Here is an 18075-nt window from a genome sequence, read left to right as displayed (position 1 = left end):
GGTTAAACCTCAACCATCAGAACCACCCTGCCCGCAGAGAGCACCCTGCCAACAACACGGCTCATCAAGAATGCAGCAAAACCCGCCCAGCGTGCAAAAACGCGTGTACGTGTTTTAGGCCACACTCTACATGGCTTTTATTTTACACATCTAAAACCATGCGCCTATTCTAAAAACCGGAAAAGAGAGGCGTGAATATGACAATTCATGCATAAAAATGCAGAATTATACTCTGGCAGAACAGATATGCGCCTAACAGGCAGAAGTTTCTGCTGTATTCTATTGCTCTGATTTTATTTTGTTTTTGAAGAAGTATGGTGCGGCCGAGAAGACTCGAACTTCCACGGGGTATTCCCCCACAAGCACCTCAAGCTTGCGCGTCTACCATTCCGCCACGGCCGCACGTGACAATCGGCACCAGAAGAGCGATACCGTTGGTGAACAGCCCTATAGCCGAAGCAGGAACATGCGGCAATGACAAAAGAACAAATTTTATGGGAAATCAGCAAAAAACTGGTTCCGTACCCTCAAGCACTCAGCCGTATGGAAAGCATGGCCCGCAGCATTCGTGCGGAGGAAGCCGCAGAACGCGTGTGGTTACTGGAACATCCACCCCTTTATACTTCTGGCACATCGGCCAAAGCGGAAGATCTTTTTAACCCCGCACATTACCCCACCTATCACGCAGGCCGAGGCGGCCAATGGACATATCATGGCCCAGGGCAAAGAACCGCTTATGTGATGCTAGACCTGCAACGCCCCCACGGCCCCGTTCCGGCCAGAGATCTGCGTGCTTATGTGCATGCGCTGGAATCGTGGGTGATTGGTGCATTGGCCCATTTTGGCATTCACGGTGAGGTGCGCGAAGGCCGCGTGGGCGTGTGGGTTACGGACCCCAAAACCGGGAATGAGGAAAAAATTGCCGCCATTGGGGTGCGTGTTTCCCGCTGGGTAAGTTGGCATGGCGTTGCCATCAACCTAGACCCCAATATGGCGGATTTTGAAGGCATTGTGCCCTGCGGAATCAGGGAATACGGCGTAACCAGCTTTCGCAAACTCGGGCTTTCCACCACCATGCAGGAACTGGACCACGCGCTGGCCCAATCCTGGGCCAACACATTTGGCAGCACGCCTTCTCCCTTACAGGAAGTGGCCGTTATACAGGATCCAGACTGATAGAAATAACGTGCCTGCGTTCATCCACAATCTGGATGGAAGAAAGCGCAAGCCTGTTTGCGACATCATGAAAAACCAGCGTGACCAACCCCTGTGAAGGGTTATCCGTGCGTGTGAGCGAAAGCTGCAACACGCCGGGTTGCTTTTGCACGTTAGTAACAGTGACAGCGCCAGATAGCACAACCGGGTTATCCAACAGCAAACCCAGCGGGTTATGCGCCAGACCAATACGGGTTTGGGAGCCCTGCTGGGCATCTGTAAACACAGCATGATGGCCAGAAGCCCGAAGCTCCATTTCATGCGGTGCAGTGTAGTGCATATACAAGGATCCGGGCTTGTAGGTGATTAACCCACCACCACGGCTGCCATTAGCCCATGTTTGCAGAAACGGCGCGTTTTCCAAATCCACAGTGCGGAAGTAATTTTCCACACGGGCAACATCGGCATTTTTTGCACCGGATGTACCCTGCATGGTCTGCCCCGCGCAGGCCGCCAACGCCAACGGTGCCAGCACGGCAAATGCACGACGGTTTAATTTCAGGCCCTTGCGCATTATGCTACCTTCTCGGCTTCCTGCGGTGTGCGCAGGGTAAGGGCCAGAGCATGCAAACCACTGGAAAATTCAGGGGCCAGTGCCTCGTGCACCATGCGGGAGCGGTTCACGCGGTTAACACCTTCAAAAGCTGCGGAAACCATAAGCACCCGAAAATGCGTTTCCGTGGCACCGGCTTCTGGCCCACGCACCATGGCCTTATGGTGAGCGTGGCGGTGGCTTTCATCCTCAATTTCCAACACAACAGGGTTGAATGTTTTTTCCAGAACATTACGAACCCGCTGCATACGCACACCTTCTGCCTTGGAAAGAGCCGAAGAATCTGAAAGACTGGTCATATCCCTGTTTACCTCTTGCTACAGATGCTTTTGCACCGCACATAACGCTAAATGATTAAACGTAGGAACACCCGCCCCCGCGCGTTCGATCCTGACCCTGACGCACCAGCACGTTGCTGTGACATGCCAAGCTGTCAGGAACCGGCAGGTTATCGCGCGCCCCGCTCGCGCGATGCGCTGAACCAGTATTACTGGTTCTGCCTCAACCATGTTCGGGAATATAATGCGCGGTGGGATTATTACAAAGGCATGAGCCCCGGCCAGATTGAAGCGCACCTGCGCGCAGATATCGGGTGGGACCGGCCAACATGGGCTTTTGGCCAAAGCGCCAAAGGGGCAAAACGCGCCACCCCCAATGAAGAAGATATTCTGGACCCGCTGGATATTCTGGGCCAGAACCGCCGCTCCCGCGCAGAACGCGCACGTGCGCAGGCTTATCAGGAGCGCACATCCGCCCCTGCGGCATTGCGGGAACCTTTGGCCATTCTGGGGCTTTCTTGGCCTGTCAGTATGGAAGAAGCCAAAAGCCATTACCGGGCATTGGCGCGCAAACACCATCCGGACACCAATAACGGAGACCGGAATGCCGAAGAACGGCTTAAAAAAATCAATGTTGCCTTCACGATTGTGAAGACCCATCTCTTAACCGAAAGCCTCGAAAAAGCGCTGTGATGATGTATGCTGCATTCAGGGCATCATATATTTCCGGTAGCTTTGCCTTTTTTCTTTCCTGTCAGACAAAGAGCGCAGACATATAGCCATGACGGATATTTCCAGCCAGTCCAACGCTTCCGAACTCCCACCCATTTCAGCCATTTCCGTACCAGATATGGAAGTCAGCGTGCGTGATGTGTTCGGCCTTGATTCTGACATGAAGGTGCCTGCCTTTTCCATCCGCACAGAACATGTGCCAGAAGTGGATAAGGCTTATCTGTTCGACCACGACACCACGCTGGCCATTCTGGCAGGCTTTGCCTTCAACCGCCGCGTGATGGTGCAGGGCTTTCATGGCACCGGCAAATCCTCCCATATTGAACAGATTGCCGCACGCCTGAACTGGCCGTGCATTCGTATCAATCTGGACAGCCACATCTCCCGTATTGATCTGATCGGCAAGGACGCCATTGTGGTGAAGGACGGCCAGCAGATTACCGAATTTCAGGAAGGCCTGCTGCCGTGGTGCCTGCAACGCCCCTGCGCACTGGTGTTTGACGAATACGATGCAGGCCGTGCGGATGTGATGTTTGTGATCCAGCGCGTGCTGGAAGTGGAAGGCAAGCTGACCCTTCTGGACCAGAACCGTGTGATCTCCCCCAACCCGTTCTTCCGCCTGTTTGCTACGGCCAACACCGTTGGGCTGGGTGATACAACCGGGCTGTATCACGGCACGCAGCAGATCAATCAGGCCCAGATGGACAGGTGGAATATCGTAACCTCCCTGAACTATCTGCCGCATCAGCAGGAAGTGGGCATTGTGTGCGCACGCCTTGGCATTACGGAAGATGATAAGGCAGAGCGCGATAAAATTGATAACATGGTAGCGCTGGCGGCCCTTACCCGCTCCGGCTTTATGGCGGGAGATCTTTCTACCGTTATGTCACCCCGTGGAGTTATTGCCTGGGCAGAGAATGACCGCATCTTCAAGGATGTGGCCTTTGCCTTCCGCGTAACCTTCCTGAACAAGTGTGATGAAGCCGAACGCAGCATGGTGGCGGAGTATTATCAGCGCTGCTTCAACACCAGCCCGCTGCCCGGCCGCACTGCCTGAATCGGATTTTTTCATGGCTGAGCGCACCAAAGGTCCATCCTCCCCCAACACACCGCCTTTCTCTCGGGAACAGGCGGAAAAACGGGCGGACACTTTCAAGCAGGCCACATCTGCCGCTTTACGCGCCATTGGCGGGCAAAAAGAGGCAGATGTTTCCTTCCACAGTGGCAACATGCCTCTGGCCCCGATCAGCCTTGGGGAAAAAGTGCGTCTGCAATCTCCTTCTCTCAATTTAAGTGAGGAGGAAATGCAGCGCATCCGCGGTGCGGCAGATGCGCAGGCCCTGCGCCTGAAACACCATGACTTTGCCCTGCACGCCGCCCGCCAACCTGCTGAAACGCAGGCACGCGATGTGTATGACGCACTGGAACAAGCCAGAATTGAATCTGTAGGCGCACGCCACATGAAAGGCGTGGCGGCCAACCTGCGGCATCGGCTTGAGCAGGATATCCGTGCATCCGGGCTGGACCGGATGAAAGATGCCTCCCAGCTTTCCCCTGTGGTCGGGCTAGAACTGCTCGCGCGTGAAAAACTGACAGGCCAGCCAGTGCCAGAGCCCGCACAGGCCATTCTGGAAAAATGGAAGCAGACCCTTTCACCAGAGGCCCTGAGCGCGCTGGATGAAATGGCCAAGCACCAGACGGATCAGGCCGCATATGCGCGCGCCAGCCGTCAGCTTATGGCTGCCTGCGCCCTGACAGAAGATGACACGGCATCTGAAGATATGGATGCCGATAATGAGTCTTCCGAAGCCGCAGATTCGCAGGACGATTCAAACCCGCCGCCCCCAGATCAGGAAGAAAACACATCACCTCAGCAGGATGAGCAGGAAGAGGAAATCTCTCAACCTCAGCTTATGGCGGGCAGCAGCGAGTCTTCTTCAGAATTTGCAGAAGAAGAACACGATGCGAGTATGGGTGAAGGCACGGGGGAAGCCGCAGGCCCGGGCAGCAGGCCGGAAAATGAGCCCGGCCTGACAGCCAAAGGCTACCATCCCTACACCACCCAGTTTGATGAAGAAATTCGCGCAGAAGAACTGTGTGACCCGGAAGAACTCTCCCGCCTGCGGCATCAACTTGATCTGCAATTAGCCACTTTGCACGGTGTGGTCTCTCGGCTTGCCAACCGGCTCCAACGCCGGTTGATGGCACAACAAACGCGCTCTTGGTCGTTCGATCTGGAAGAAGGTATTCTGGATGCAGGCCGTCTGTCCCGCATTGTGGTCAACCCCATGCTTTCCCTGTCTTACAAGCAGGAAAAGGATACGGAATTCCGCGATACGGTTGTCACTCTACTAATTGATAATTCCGGCTCCATGCGGGGGCGGCCCATTTCTGTTGCGGCATCCTGCGGGGATATTCTGGCCCGTACGCTGGAACGCTGTGGCGTAAAGGTGGAAATTCTGGGCTTTACCACCCGTGCATGGAAAGGTGGCCAAAGCCGGGAACTCTGGCTGCAAAATGGCAAGCCGCCAGAACCGGGCCGCCTGAATGACTTACGCCACATTGTTTACAAATCAGCCGATATGCCGTGGCGGCGTGCGCGCACAAATCTGGGCCTGATGCTGCGTGAAGGCCTGCTGAAAGAAAACATAGATGGTGAAGCCCTGCTATGGGCATGGAACCGTATCAGAAACCGGCAGGAAGCCCGCAAGATTCTGATGGTGATTTCAGACGGCGCTCCGGTGGATGACAGCACGCTTTCCGTCAACCCGGCCTCTTATCTGGAAGACCACCTGCGTGCTGTAATTGATATGATCGAAAACCGTAGCCCGGTGGAATTAACGGCCATTGGTATCGGGCATGACGTAACACGCTATTACCAAAAGGCCGTTACCATTACAGATGCGGAGGAACTGGGAGGCACAATGCTCCAGTCCCTCTCCGCTCTGTTTGAAGAAAAACGCCGCCCGCGCAAACGGACACGTTAAGGGCAAAATTACCGCCTGCTGAGCTTGTATTTAGGCCAGCGGGCGGCCCAAGCGGGCCTGAACCATATCTGCCAAGCCAGCCAGCATAATATCGGCATCTTCCTTGGTTGTGCGGTGGTTTACGATAGCCGCACGAATAGCCAACTTGCCATGAAGACGCGTGGTGGACGGGGCCGCAATGCCACTTTCCTGAAGGTCCTTCACCAGTTCCGCATTCAGTGTATCCAGATCACCCACATCGGGCATGTCCACCCGAAAACAGACTATATTCAGCGTTACGGGAGCCAGCAGCGTAAGGCCGGGCGTGGCAACCACACGAGATGCCAGATATTGCGCCACCGTACAGGATTGCGCCACCACATTACCCAACCCTTCGGTGCCGAACCCCGCCAGCGTGAACCACACCTTAAGCGCCCGAAACCCGCGCGAAAGATCTGGTCCAAAATCACAAAACCACGGGGCATCTGCTGCCAATCCACGATCCTCACGCGAGAGATAGGCTAAGGATTGCGCAAAGGTTGCCGCCTGCCGCCCCTGTTCACGCACCAGCACACAACCTGCATCGTAAGGCACTTGCGCCCATTTATGAAAATCGAAGGCGAGGCTATCGGCCCGCTCCAGCCCCTTGAGCAATGGGGCATAGTCTGGCGACAACTGCGCCAATGCCCCAAAAGCACCATCTACATGAAACCAGAGCTTTTCGGCCTTTGCGTAATCTGCCAGCTCATCCAGCGGGTCCACACTGCCAGTATCCACGGTGCCTGCTGTGCCAACAACTAGAAAAGGCTCGTATCCATCCGCCCTGTCCTGCGCCACCATGCGGCGCAGAGCCTGCATATCCATACGAAACGCAGCATCAACCGGCACGCGGCGCAGGGCCTTCATGCCCAACCCAGCCATATCAAATGCACGGGCCACACAGCCATGTGCGGTTTGCGCTGCGTATCCTACCAGTTTGCGGCCTGCCACCCCTTGCTCACGCAAAGCTGTGCCATCGGGCACTGCGCGGCTGGCAGTCAGAATGGCAATAAAATTGGCCATGGAAGAACCGGTAACCAGCACACCGCTTGCTGTATCCGGAAAGCCAAACATTTCCGCAGCCCAGCGGATAACCATGCGCTCCACTTCAACCGGAGCATGGTTACGGCCACCCAAATTGGCGTTTAGGCCAGCGGCCAGCATTTCTGCCAACATGCCCTGTGCCGTGCCTCCACCATGCACCCACCCCATAAAGCGCGGATGCCGGTTGCCCACTGCATAAGGCTGCACTGTAATAGCAAACTGCTCATACAACCCTTCAAGCGGTTGCGCACCGTGGGGCAATGGGGCCTGTTTGAAGTTCTGCCGCAGCGTATCCGGCATAGGTTGCCATACCGGACCTTTTGCCACGTTTTTTATGGACTCAAGCATGTCATCCAACATGCGGTGGCCTAGCGTGCGCAATTCTTCCCAGTTTTCTGGATCTAACCCGGCCACTTCTGTTTTCTCCAATATCCGTATTCAGGATGCGTGTCGTATCTCTGGCGTTTGCTCATGCTGTTCTGCCTGTTGTGTCATGCGGGCAAAACGGCGGGCCAGAACGGCGCATACAAAAAGCTGGATCTGGTGATACATCATAAGTGGCAGAACAATCATCCCCACCGATGCAGGTGGGAACAGCACGTTGGCCATAGGCACCCCGGATGCCAGCGTTTTTTTGGAGCCACAGAATACCACGGCAATTTCATCTTTAAGTGGTAGGCCAAAGGCACGACCGGCAAAAATGGTAATGCCCAGCACCACAAACAGTAACACGGCATCCACCAGCGCAATCACGCCCATTTCTGCTACGGGCAGCTTGTGCCACAGCCCTTGCATTACGGCATCACTAAACGCTGCATACACCACCACCAGCACAGAGCCCCGGTCTGAAAAAGAAAGAAGCTTTTTATTGCGATGCGCCCACGGGCCAAGCCAAGGCTGCAACACCTGCCCCAAAATAAACGGCAGCAAAAGCTGGTAAACAATATCCAGCGGGTTGCCAGCCGCACCACCATGCTTGCTGAGAATAAGCCCTACCAACACGGGTGTAATGAAGATGCCCAAAACGTTGGACGCCGTGGCCGCACATACCGCCGCAGGCACATTGCCCCCACCAATGGAGGTAAACGCAATGGAAGACTGCACGGTGGAAGGCAGGCAGCATAAAAACAGCACGCCCATCCAGATTTCTGGCTGCATCAGATTAGGCAGAAGTGCGTGGCCCAACAGCCCTAGCAGCGGGAATAATACAAAGGTACAGCACAGAATAAGCAGGTGCAGCTTCCATGCCACCAAGCCATCCACCACGGCCTTGCGAGAAAGCCTTGCACCTTGCAAAAAAAACATCAGGGCAATCAGGCCAATGGAAAGCCACCTAAAAACCGGAACGGCTGCCCCGTGGCAGGGAAAGAACGTTGCCAGCAGCACAGCGCTGACCAGCCCCATTAAAAAGGGGTCCAATTTCAAAAACCGCACGCGCCTGACCTTTCGTTCTTCTTTCTGGTTGCCTGCATGTTTTACTTACGGCACCCTTTATCTGAAATGAAACAGTATACTTTCCTGTCCCTCTCCGTTCTCGGTGCTGTGAGCATTTATGCCACAGTTGCTGCGGCTCCGGCTTTTGCGGCCCCTCCTTCTGGCTGCGCGGTGGTTTCCCGCGCTTCCGGGCAGGAAACGGCACAAGGTGTTACCTATCAGAATCTGGTGTTACGCACCCCAGATGGGGGCACCACATTTAAGGCAGGCCACCTTACCCTGCACGGTTCTGGAGAAACGCCCGAAGCCACGCATGATCTGGCAGATGCGGCCTCTCTGCTCCTAATGTCCGCCATGACGGGGCATCACAATGCCGCGTGCACAGATTGGCTGAACACACAGGGCAAGCGCGTGCTGGCGGGCCTTCAGGCTGGCAAAAGCTATGATCTGACATGGCAGAATGCCACACTTACGCATGGTGCCGCACAGGTAAGCGTCAACACCGCGCGCTACCAGATGCAGGGCGGCAGTGCTACGGCCTCGGCATCATTGGGGATGGATGGGGTAAGTTTCCATAACGTTGCCAATCAGGATCTGCTACCCACAGCAGCTCATGCCACGTTCTCTCTCCCCGCGGCAGAAGTGCCAGCCCTGATGAGCGCCATTGGGGGCCGCAGCACCAGTGCTCCGGCTGTGCATGCCACCATTTCCAGCTTTGATGCCACACAGGGAGATACCTCCTTACACGGCAATGGCGTGGCAACGCTAACAGGCAATGTGAACAACACATCGGCCTCTGGGCATCTGGAAATTACCAATCTGGAAACCCTGATTGATAAAGCCCGCACCGCCAAGCAGATGAAGCTGGCCGCAGGCATGGTTGTGGCCCGTTTGGTAAGCCACAAACATGGTGAGCAGAATACGTGGGATACAAAATGGGAAAGCGGTGTGCTGACGGTAAACGGCTTCCCCATTCCGCTGAAATAAACAAAATGGCCGGAAGGACTTAAATGCGGCCCCTCCGGCCATTGGGCCTTTTTAGGCCATTTCCATAACTTTTTCGCACATACCGGCCAGATCCTTCAGCACGCGCCGGGCCAGATCTATGCGCTGCACGTTGGTAAGTTCGCGCACAACTGCCATTTTGTGGTCTGGCCGCAAGCGGACTGTGCCGTCCTTCCATTTCCCCATCCACTGCACCAACCCGGCCGGGTTGCGGAAGGTATTATTGCGGAATTGCAGCACCATGCCCTTGGGGCCAGCCTCAACACGCTCTACCCCGGCCTGACGGCATAGGCGTTTAAGCTCCACAATATCCAGAAGGTTCTTGACCTCCGGCGGCAGGGAACCAAAGCGGTCTATCAGCTCGGCTTCCATGGCTTCCAGTTCCGCATCAGATGCCAGTGCACTGATACGGCGGTATAGCCCAAGCCTTACGGGCAGATCGGTTACATACTCATCCGGGATCAACACGGGCAGGCCCATAACAATGTTGGGCGTCCAGTCCCGATCCTCTGCGGCGCGGCGGTTTTTATCCGAGCGGAGGTCGGCCACGGCATCTTCCAGCATCTGCTGGTAAAGTTCGATCCCCACTTCGCGCACATGGCCGGATTGTTGATCGCCCAGCAGATTACCCGCACCACGCAAATCCAGATCGTGCGAGGCCAGCGTAAAGCCAGCACCCAGCGTATCCAGCGTTTGCATGACTTCCAGCCGCTTTTCTGCGGAAGCTGAAAGCACATGTGTTTGTGGCCATGTCAGATAAGCGTAGCCTCGCTGCTTGCCACGCCCCACACGCCCACGCAGCTGGTAAAGCTGCCCAAGGCCAAACATATCTGCCCTATGGATAATCAGCGTATTCACCGCAGGCATATCCAGCCCGCTTTCCACAATATTGGTGGAGAGCAGAATATCGTATTTGCCGTCTGAAAACTCGGTCATCACCCGTTCCAGCTCGGTGGCGGAAAGGCGACCATGTGCCTGTATCAGCCTGGCATCGGGCACAATGGCGGTTAACCGTTCAGTCAGCCTGTCCAGATCCTCAATACGCGGGGCCACGCAGAAAATCTGCCCACCACGGAAGCGTTCACGCTGGATGGCTTCCCTTATCACCACACTATCAAACGGCATGATGAAGGTGCGCACCGCCAGTCTGTCTGTTGGTGGGGTGGCAATCAGGCTCATTTCACGCACGCCGGAAAGCGAGAGTTGGAGTGTGCGCGGCAATGGTGTGGCGGAAAGTGTGAGCACATGCACATCTTCACGCAGGGCTTTCAGCTTTTCCTTATGGGACACGCCAAAATGCTGTTCTTCATCAATAATCAGCAATTCGAGTGAGGCAAACTGAACCGTTTTGGCCAACAGTGCGTGCGTGCCGATAACAATGTTTACGCTACCATCGGCAATGCCCTTACGCACTGCCGTGGCTTCCTTACCGGTTACCATACGGGAAAGCTGCGCCACCTTGATGGGAAAGCCCTCAAACCGCGCGGCGAAGGTGCGATAATGCTGCCGGGCCAACAGCGTGGTGGGCACTACAACCGCCACCTGCCCGCCAGACATGGCCGCCACAAAGGCCGCGCGTAAGGCTACCTCAGTTTTACCAAAGCCCACATCACCACATACCAGACGATCCATTGGCCGGCCGGAGGACATATCCTCCAGCACATCGGCAATTGCACGCGCCTGATCATCCGTTTCCACAAATGGGAAGCGGGCACAGAACTCATCCCACTGCCCCTCCGGCGGAACCAGCTCCGGCGCTTCCTTTAGGGCACGCATGGCGGCGGTTCTGATAAGCTCACCCGCCATATCGCGAATGCGCTTTTTCATTTGCGACTTACGGTTCTGCCATGCCGTGCCGCCCAGCTTATCCAGCGCAACACCCGCCTGGTCTGACCCAAAGCGACTGAGCAATTCGATATTTTCTACCGGCAGATAGAGTTTCTGTCCGCCATCATACAGCAGGCGCAGGCAATCATGCGGGGCCACGCCTACGCTTACGGTTTCCAGACCATCATAACGGCCAATCCCGTAATCCTGATGCACGACCAGATCACCGGCTGAAAGTTCGCTGGCTTCGGCAATCAGTTCATCTGCACGGCGACGGCGGCGTGGTGGGCGGCCAATACGTTCACCCAGCAGATCCTGTTCGGAAACAAACGCCAGATCATCTGCTACAAAGCCGCGTTCCAACCCAAGGGTGAGCAACCCAACCGGGCCGGGTTTGGCTTTATGGGCCTGTTCCCATGTCTCATACGTCTGGGTGGGTACACCGTGTTCACGCAGCAATGTGGCAATGCGCTCGCGCGAGCCTTTGGTCCACGCGGCCACAAAGGCACGGCGCTTAACCTGCGCCCATTCCTTTACCTGATCCCCCAATAGCGTAAACACCTGCTCACGCTGGGCACCGGGCACAATTTTGGAGAACATCTTACCGGGGCGGCCACCTACATCCACACCTCCGGCACCATCGGGCTGTGCATAAGGGCTAAATGCCACCACAGGCACGCGGGACAGGCAGGCATCCCACCCTTTTTCATCCAGATAGAGCAGATGCGGAGGCAGCGGGCGGTAGGGTATTTCCCCTTCCCGCACGGGCTGACGGCGGGCCTGATAGTGATCTTCTATCATTTCCAACCGGGATTTCAGCACATCCTCAGCCTGATGTTCGAGCGAGACAGCAACATCAGGCAGATAATCAAACAGTGTTTCCAAGTGATCATGGAACAAGGGCAACCAGTGTTCGATACCCGGATGCCTGCGCCCATCTGAAATATGCTCATACAGCGGATCAGACGTAGCTGCCGGGCCAAAGGCATCACGCCAGCCAGTGCGGAAGCGTGAAATGCTTTCCTTGTCCAGCGAGAATTCAGAAACGGGGCAAAGCGTCAGCCCATCACGCTTGGCCGTAGAGCGCTGGGAACCGGGATCAAACGCACGAATGTTTTCAACCTCATCCCCAAACAGATCAAGCCGCAGGGGTTCACCTGCACCGGCGGGGTACAGATCAAAAATACCGCCGCGGGTTGCAAATTCCCCGGCTTCCATCACCGTATCCGTACGGGTGTAACCATTGGCAATCAGCAGCTCGATCAGAAAGCCCTGATCCAGACTTTCCCCCGTGCGGATGGAAAGTGATTGCCCCTCAAACGTTTTGCGCGGGGCCACACGCTGCACCACAGCGTTAACCGTAGCCAGCACAAGCCGAGGGCGGCCTTTTGCGGGTTCCAGCAGGCGCGTAAGAGTGGAAACACGCTCGGCCACAATGGCAGGGTTGGGAGAAACCCTGTCATACGGCAGGCAATCCCATGCGGGAAAGCGCAGTACATCCACATCAGGTGCTACAAAGGCCAGCATATCATTCAGGCGGGCCATGGCGGCATCATTGCGCGCAATATGCAGCACCGGGCCTTTATGATCCCGCGCACGACGCGCCAGCAAAAGGGCATCATACCCTTCTGGCACGCCCCATACGGTTGCTATCCGCTTTTGTGCGCCTGTCTGTGCTGTCATCCCGGTATCCGCCTGTTCTTAAATACGCAAACCCCGCAAGCCGCCAGCATGCCTGTGCCGGAGCCTGAAGGGTTTTTATTAACCGCCGCGCCTGATACGGCTATCTTCCACCATACGGCGTAACATGGGGGTGGCCTTCTCTTCCGGCAATGGCAGGCGGCCAAACAGCCAGTCTGTCAGCTCCGGATCTGGCATTTCCAGAATGTTTTCCATGTCCGTCAGTTCGTCTGCCGTCATGGTATCTGCATTGGCTTCTACAAAGCCGCCAATCAGAATATCTGTTTCAAACGTGCCCCGATGGTTGGCACGGAACTTCAGCCGCCGCCTGCGGGCAGCCAGATTATCTTCCGCCACGCCAGATGCGCTGGAGGAAGATGAGGGAGAAGAAGCTGTAAAATTGTCTTGCATGGCGCTGGTATCCTATACCGTTGCTAAACCTGTCTGTCAGCCTGCCAAACAGAGGCTTGTGTATCGCTTGTGTCCAGTCCCCTTTCCTTCACATCCTCTTCGGTTCCTGGGCAAGATGGCAATTCTGCCCTAGCCCCCTTACTGGCCCCGCTTGAAAGCCTGCCCGGCGTCAGCACCGCACGCGCCAAGCTGCTAGGCCGCATTGCTGGCGGGCGCAGGGTGATGGACCTGCTGTTCTGCCTGCCCGAAAGCATTACAGACCGCAGGCTGCGCCCCACATTGGCGCAACTCAGGCCCGATACAATCGCAACCGTTACAGGCGTGGTGCAGGATATTCGCAGCCCCGCCCCCCGCACCCGCCAGCCGTGGCGGGTGATCATCGATGATGCCACGGGTGTGCTGGAAGTCGCCTTCTTTTCCCCCTGGCAGGCCAAACAGGTTGTGAAGGGAGAAAGCATTTCCCAGCCCCGCCCCCCGCCCCCGCCAGCCGTGGCGGGTGATCATCGATGATGCCACGGGTGTGCTGGAAGTCGCCTTCTTTTCCCCCTGGCAGGCCAAACAGGTTGTGAAGGGAGAAAGCATTGCCCTTTCCGGCAAAGTGGAACGCTTTGGCGATAAGCTCACCATCACATCCCCCGATTATCTGGTGCCCGCAAACCAAATAGAGCGCATTCCGCTGCTAGACCCCGTTTGGCCCCTTACGGCTGGGTTGTTTACCGGGCAGGTGCGCATGGCCATGGCAGCCGCCCTGCGCCTTTTGCCGCCCAACCTGCCCGAATGGCATGACAAGGCCCTTATCAAACAAAAAAACTGGCCAGATTTTGCCACGGCCCTGAACTGGATGCACTTTCCAGACACCATTCCCGATAGTGCACAGGGGGATACATGGCACGGCAACCGCACACGCGCGCAGGCACGTCTGGCGTGTGATGAACTGCTGGCAGACCAACTGGCCATGCGCATTGCCCAACAGGCATCTCGCGCCCGGCCCGGCCGCAGCCTGAACGGTGATGGCCACTTGCAAAAGCAGGCCCTCGCCAGCTTTGGGCATGAACTGACCTACGGCCAAAAACACGTTCTGCGTGAAATTGAAGCCGATATGGCCACCCCACACTGCATGAGCCGCCTTTTGCAGGGCGATGTAGGCGCGGGCAAAACCCTTGTGGCCCTTATGGCCATGCTGCGAGCGGTAGAAGCTGGCACCCAAGCCGCGCTTATGGCACCTACGGAAATTCTGGCACGCCAGCACGCAGCCACGTTCCGCCGCCTTTCCCCCGTGCCGGTGGCGTTTTTATCCAGCTCTGTCAAAGGCAAGGCACGCAAACAAACCTTGCAGGATATTGCCGATGGCACCGCCAAGCTGGTGGTGGGCACCCACGCACTTGTACAGGACGGCGTAAAATTTGCTGATCTGGGGCTGGCCGTAATTGATGAGCAACATCGCTTTGGGGTCGATCAACGCCTGGCATTGGTGGAAAAGGGCCGTGATGCCGACATGCTGGTGATGACGGCAACGCCCATCCCGCGCACACTGCTGCTCACCCGCTTTGGGGAAATGCAGATCAGCCGGTTGGAAGGTAAACCGGCTGGCCGCAAGCCTGTGCGTACATCTCTGCACAGCCTTGGCAATTTTGAAGATGTGCTAGCAGGCATTGGCCGTGCACTGGACAAAGGCGCGCAGATTTTTTGGGTGTGCCCCCTGGTTTCTGAAAGTGAAGCCATGGATCTGGCCGCCGCCGAAGCCCGGCACGCGGCTTTGGTTGAGCGTTTTGGAGATAAAATCGGGCTGGCACATGGGCAGCAGGATGCCAATGTGCGTGAGGACGTGCTTCAAGCCTTTGCCAAAGGTGAAACACGTATGCTGGTAGCCACCACCGTAATTGAAGTGGGCGTGGATGTGCCCTCCGCCACCATTATGGTGATAGAACATGCAGAACGCTTTGGGCTGGCGCAGTTGCATCAGCTCCGTGGCCGTGTGGGGCGTGGGGCGGATGCCTCCTTCTGCCTTATGCTGCATGATGAAGGCTTGGGCCTGACAGCACGCCGCAGGCTTTCCTGCCTGAAGGAAACGGAAGACGGCTTTTTAATTGCGGATGAGGATTTTCGCCTACGTGGCGGAGGTGAAGCAACGGGCCGTCGCCAATCTGGCCTGCCCGATTACCGCATGGCACCTGAAATGCTGGTGGATATGCTGTTAGACACGGCACACGATGAAGCTACGGAGATTCTACCGGATGGCCCACCCACCAGCACGCCGGAAAAGAACCTGCCGGTAGCGGCCCGCATTTTACTGACGTTGTTTAACAAAACCGATGCCGCACGCATTTTCAGCGGCGGCTAATCGGTTGCAGCTTTAGCCTTCTACTGCAGCCAGCCACGCCTTAACCTGCCCTTCCGGGTCTGGCTGGCGAATAAAGGCTGATACGGCAGAAACACTATCGGCCCCGGCCTCAATACACGCCCAGGCACGTTCCAGCGTAATGCCGCCAATAGCTACTAGCGGAAGGTTGCCAATCAGCTTGCGCCATTCTGTTAGCTTCAATGGGCCTTGGGGGCCAAATGCCATTTTTTTCAGCTTGGTTTCCCAGATAGGGCCAAGGGCCACGTAATCCGGGTTGCAGCTTAGGGCGCGGTCCAGTTCTTCATGGCAATGGGTGCTGATACCAAGGCGAATACCGCCTTTGCGGATGGCTGCCAGATCTGCCGTATCCAGATCTTCCTGCCCCAGATGAATGTAATCTATGCCTTCATCCAGCGCGATCTGCCAGTAATCATTCAGCACAAGGCACACGCCGTGTTGCTTGGCATACGCATGGCCCTGGCGAATTTCCGCACGCAGTGCGTCTTCTTCCATGTCCTTCAGGCGGAGCTGAATAAAGCGTGCACCGGCACCGCCCAGCCTGTCCACCCATGTGGCGCTATCAACAACGGGATAAATCTTTTGGGGCAGAGCTGTCATGCCAGCATGGCCTTTCCTGCAACGGGGGTAGAAGGAACAGCCATATCGCGCTCTTCCATTGGGTCTGCAATACGGGCCAGTTCCCCGGCCTCTACCGCCAGACGAAACGCACGGGCCATATTTATGGGGTCTCCCGCCTTGGCCACGGCGGTGTTTATCAGCACGGCATCATAGCCAAGCTCCAACGCTTGTGCTGCGTGGGAAGGCACACCAATGCCTGCATCCACCACCAATGGCACACCGGGAAAATGCGCCCGCATGGCCCGCAGGCCGAACACGTTGTTCAACCCCTTGCCAGAGCCAATGGGCGCGCCCCACGGCATCAGCACCTCGCACCCCACGGCCAGCAACTTTTCCGCCACCACCAAATCTTCCGTGGTGTAGGGGAACACCTTAAAGCCATCTTCGGTAAGAATACGCGCAGCCTCTACAAGCCCGAACACATCTGGCTGGAGCGTATCCAGCTCACCAATCACTTCCAGCTTCACCCAATCCGTGCCGAACACTTCCCGCGCCATGTGCGCTGTGGTGACAGCTTCCTTAACCGTGTGGCAACCTGCCGTATTCGGCAGCACCGGCACTTTGAGTTCCTGAATAAGAGACCAGAACGCCTGCCCGGCCCGCTCCCCTGCAGATTCGCGGCGGAGGGAAACAGTTACAACACCCGGCTGGGCGGCCAGCACGGCATCACGCAAAATCTCGGGCGATGGATACTGGGCCGTACCCAGCATGAGTGGTGAGACAACATCCTGCCCGTAAAATGAAACAGCCATGCCATCAGCCCCCTTGCATGGGGGCAACAATTTCAATTTGCGCCCCTTCTTCCAGCGGCGTTTCATTGCGCGTTGCCTTGGGCACAAACCGGCCATTTAACGCCGTGGCAATGCGTGCACCGCTATAGCCGAGCTCATCTATCAGGGCCGCCAGTGTTTTGGCGGATACCTCGTGCGCTGTATCGTTAACCACAACTTTCATCGGGCGTTGCTCCTTAGGCCTGTGGGCCAAATATCAGGTCTGCCGCCTCCCGCGCCCGAGCGGGAGAAAGCAGAAAACCGTGCCGGTACATACCGTTGATATAAATGCGTTTTCCATCCTGCACCACGCGGGGCATGTTATCTGGGTAAGACGGACGCAAACCTGTGCCCATTTCCAGAATTTCCGCCTCGGCAAAACCGGGGTGCAGGGTCCATGCCGCATTCAGCAGTTCCATCATGGAACGCACTGTCATGCCGCCAGCATTTTCGCTTTCAATCATGGTGGCACCCACCATGAACACATGGTCAGCCCGTGGCACAATGTAAACCGGTATACGCGGGTGCAGCATACGCACAGGCCGATGCAAGGTAACATCCGGGCAGCGCAACAGCAGCATTTCACCCCGCACGCCACGCAGGTTGTCCAGATTTTCACGCGCAGCAAGGCCGGTGCTATCCACCACCCAATCAAACGCGGATTCATCCGGGCAGGTTTCACCAAACTCGGCGCGGCCACCCAGTTGTTCCAGCCGTGCCAGAAGGGCCTTTAACGCCTTGCGCGGGTCCACATGCCCTTCATCGGGAAAGAACAGCCCTTTATGAAAACGGCCTGCCAGATCCGGCTCAAGCTGGGTAATTTCTACCGTGCCTATTGTCTGAAAATGCGATGTGCGGCGGCCAAAGCGGGCAATTTCCCCCACATCTCGCGCTGGTGCCAGCACAAGGCTGCCTTCGCGCGTGACATCGGGCACATGCTCGGCCCACCACTCTACCGAATCGATGGATTGGGCGGTGACTTCCTCTGGCGCAGATTCGGCCTCGCACCACGGGGCAAGCATGCCGCCTGCCATCCACGAGGCTCCGGCCCCCACGCGGCCTCCGCTTTCATACAGGGTTACATCACCACCCCGCTCAGCCAGTGCTACGGCGGCTGTCATACCCGCCCCCCCCGCCCCCC

At 56.7% G+C, this 18075-nt stretch carries 15 protein-coding genes, 1 tRNA gene and 1 pseudogene; 6 read left to right on the top strand and 11 right to left on the bottom strand.

Annotation, left to right across the window (positions count from 1 at the left end; all coding sequences use genetic code 11):
* Window positions 1-315: 315 nt before the first annotated feature.
* Window positions 316-402, bottom strand: a tRNA-Leu gene (locus APA10_RS13835).
* A gap of 72 nt (window positions 403-474) precedes the next feature.
* On the opposite strand from APA10_RS13835, the gene lipB reads away from it, so the two are divergent.
* Window positions 475-1176, top strand: a complete 702-nt coding sequence (lipB, locus tag APA10_RS13830) for a lipoyl(octanoyl) transferase LipB (protein ID WP_003628726.1) — start codon at window positions 475-477, stop codon at window positions 1174-1176.
* Here the strand turns inward: lipB and APA10_RS13825 are convergent.
* Complete coding sequence (locus APA10_RS13825; RefSeq protein ID WP_003623454.1) at window positions 1157-1729, bottom strand: LolA family protein; 573 nt, start codon at window positions 1727-1729, stop codon at window positions 1157-1159. The genes lipB and APA10_RS13825 overlap by 20 nt on opposite strands.
* The gene (locus APA10_RS13820) at window positions 1729-2067 is read right to left on the bottom strand and encodes a BolA family protein (protein WP_003623453.1); all 339 of its coding nucleotides are present in this window, start codon (window positions 2065-2067) and stop codon (window positions 1729-1731) included. The genes APA10_RS13825 and APA10_RS13820 overlap by 1 nt, the downstream gene beginning before the upstream one ends.
* A gap of 51 nt (window positions 2068-2118) precedes the next feature.
* On the opposite strand from APA10_RS13820, the gene APA10_RS13815 reads away from it, so the two are divergent.
* From APA10_RS13815 to cobT, 3 genes are all read left to right on the top strand, one after another.
* Window positions 2119-2739 carry a J domain-containing protein gene (locus tag APA10_RS13815; protein WP_012812849.1) on the top strand — a complete coding sequence of 207 codons (621 nt, stop codon included), beginning with the start codon at window positions 2119-2121 and terminating at the stop codon, window positions 2737-2739.
* 88 nt (window positions 2740-2827) lie between these two features.
* Window positions 2828-3835, top strand: a complete 1008-nt coding sequence (cobS, locus tag APA10_RS13810; protein ID WP_003628723.1) for a cobaltochelatase subunit CobS — start codon at window positions 2828-2830, stop codon at window positions 3833-3835.
* A gap of 13 nt (window positions 3836-3848) precedes the next feature.
* Window positions 3849-5765 (top strand): cobaltochelatase subunit CobT, encoded by a 1917-nt coding sequence (cobT, locus tag APA10_RS13805; protein WP_003628720.1) that lies wholly within the window; start codon window positions 3849-3851, stop codon window positions 5763-5765.
* A 30-nt stretch (window positions 5766-5795) separates the two neighbouring features.
* On the opposite strand, the gene APA10_RS13800 is transcribed toward cobT, so the two are convergent.
* Window positions 5796-7241 (bottom strand): pyridoxal phosphate-dependent decarboxylase family protein, encoded by a 1446-nt coding sequence (locus APA10_RS13800; protein WP_035365625.1) that lies wholly within the window; start codon window positions 7239-7241, stop codon window positions 5796-5798.
* 24 nt (window positions 7242-7265) lie between these two features.
* Window positions 7266-8261, bottom strand: a complete 996-nt coding sequence (locus APA10_RS13795; RefSeq protein ID WP_012812847.1) for a bile acid:sodium symporter family protein — start codon at window positions 8259-8261, stop codon at window positions 7266-7268.
* A gap of 36 nt (window positions 8262-8297) precedes the next feature.
* Between APA10_RS13795 and APA10_RS13790 the strand changes: the two genes are divergently transcribed.
* The gene (locus APA10_RS13790) at window positions 8298-9248 is read left to right on the top strand and encodes a DUF945 family protein (protein WP_035365600.1); all 951 of its coding nucleotides are present in this window, start codon (window positions 8298-8300) and stop codon (window positions 9246-9248) included.
* 51 nt (window positions 9249-9299) lie between these two features.
* Here the strand turns inward: APA10_RS13790 and mfd are convergent, their stop codons facing one another.
* Window positions 9300-12776: a transcription-repair coupling factor gene (gene mfd / locus APA10_RS13785; protein WP_003628716.1), complete on the bottom strand. Its 3477-nt coding sequence runs from the start codon at window positions 12774-12776 to the stop codon at window positions 9300-9302.
* A gap of 78 nt (window positions 12777-12854) precedes the next feature.
* Window positions 12855-13184 (bottom strand): FAD assembly factor SdhE, encoded by a 330-nt coding sequence (locus APA10_RS13780; RefSeq protein ID WP_003628715.1) that lies wholly within the window; start codon window positions 13182-13184, stop codon window positions 12855-12857.
* Between the two features lie 69 nt (window positions 13185-13253).
* Here APA10_RS13780 and APA10_RS13770 point away from each other — a divergent pair.
* Window positions 13254-15525 (top strand): annotated as a pseudogene (locus APA10_RS13770) (ATP-dependent DNA helicase RecG).
* A 12-nt stretch (window positions 15526-15537) separates the two neighbouring features.
* Here APA10_RS13770 and APA10_RS13765 read toward each other — a convergent pair.
* The 4 genes from APA10_RS13765 to thiO form a co-directional block, all read right to left on the bottom strand.
* Window positions 15538-16143 (bottom strand): thiamine phosphate synthase, encoded by a 606-nt coding sequence (locus APA10_RS13765; RefSeq protein WP_003623431.1) that lies wholly within the window; start codon window positions 16141-16143, stop codon window positions 15538-15540.
* Window positions 16140-16916 (bottom strand): thiazole synthase, encoded by a 777-nt coding sequence (locus tag APA10_RS13760; protein ID WP_003623428.1) that lies wholly within the window; start codon window positions 16914-16916, stop codon window positions 16140-16142. Before APA10_RS13760 ends, APA10_RS13765 begins: the two co-directional genes overlap by 4 nt.
* A 4-nt stretch (window positions 16917-16920) precedes the next feature.
* Window positions 16921-17118: a sulfur carrier protein ThiS gene (gene thiS, locus APA10_RS13755; RefSeq protein WP_003623426.1), complete on the bottom strand. Its 198-nt coding sequence runs from the start codon at window positions 17116-17118 to the stop codon at window positions 16921-16923.
* Between the two features lie 13 nt (window positions 17119-17131).
* On the bottom strand, window positions 17132-18075 hold a 944-nt coding region (gene thiO / locus APA10_RS13750), incomplete at its 5' end, for a glycine oxidase ThiO (RefSeq protein ID WP_250698544.1).

Source organism: Acetobacter pasteurianus subsp. pasteurianus LMG 1262 = NBRC 106471 (assembly GCF_000285275.1).
Classification (GTDB): domain Bacteria; phylum Pseudomonadota; class Alphaproteobacteria; order Acetobacterales; family Acetobacteraceae; genus Acetobacter; species Acetobacter pasteurianus.
This window is presented reverse-complemented; position numbering and strand designations above follow the sequence as displayed.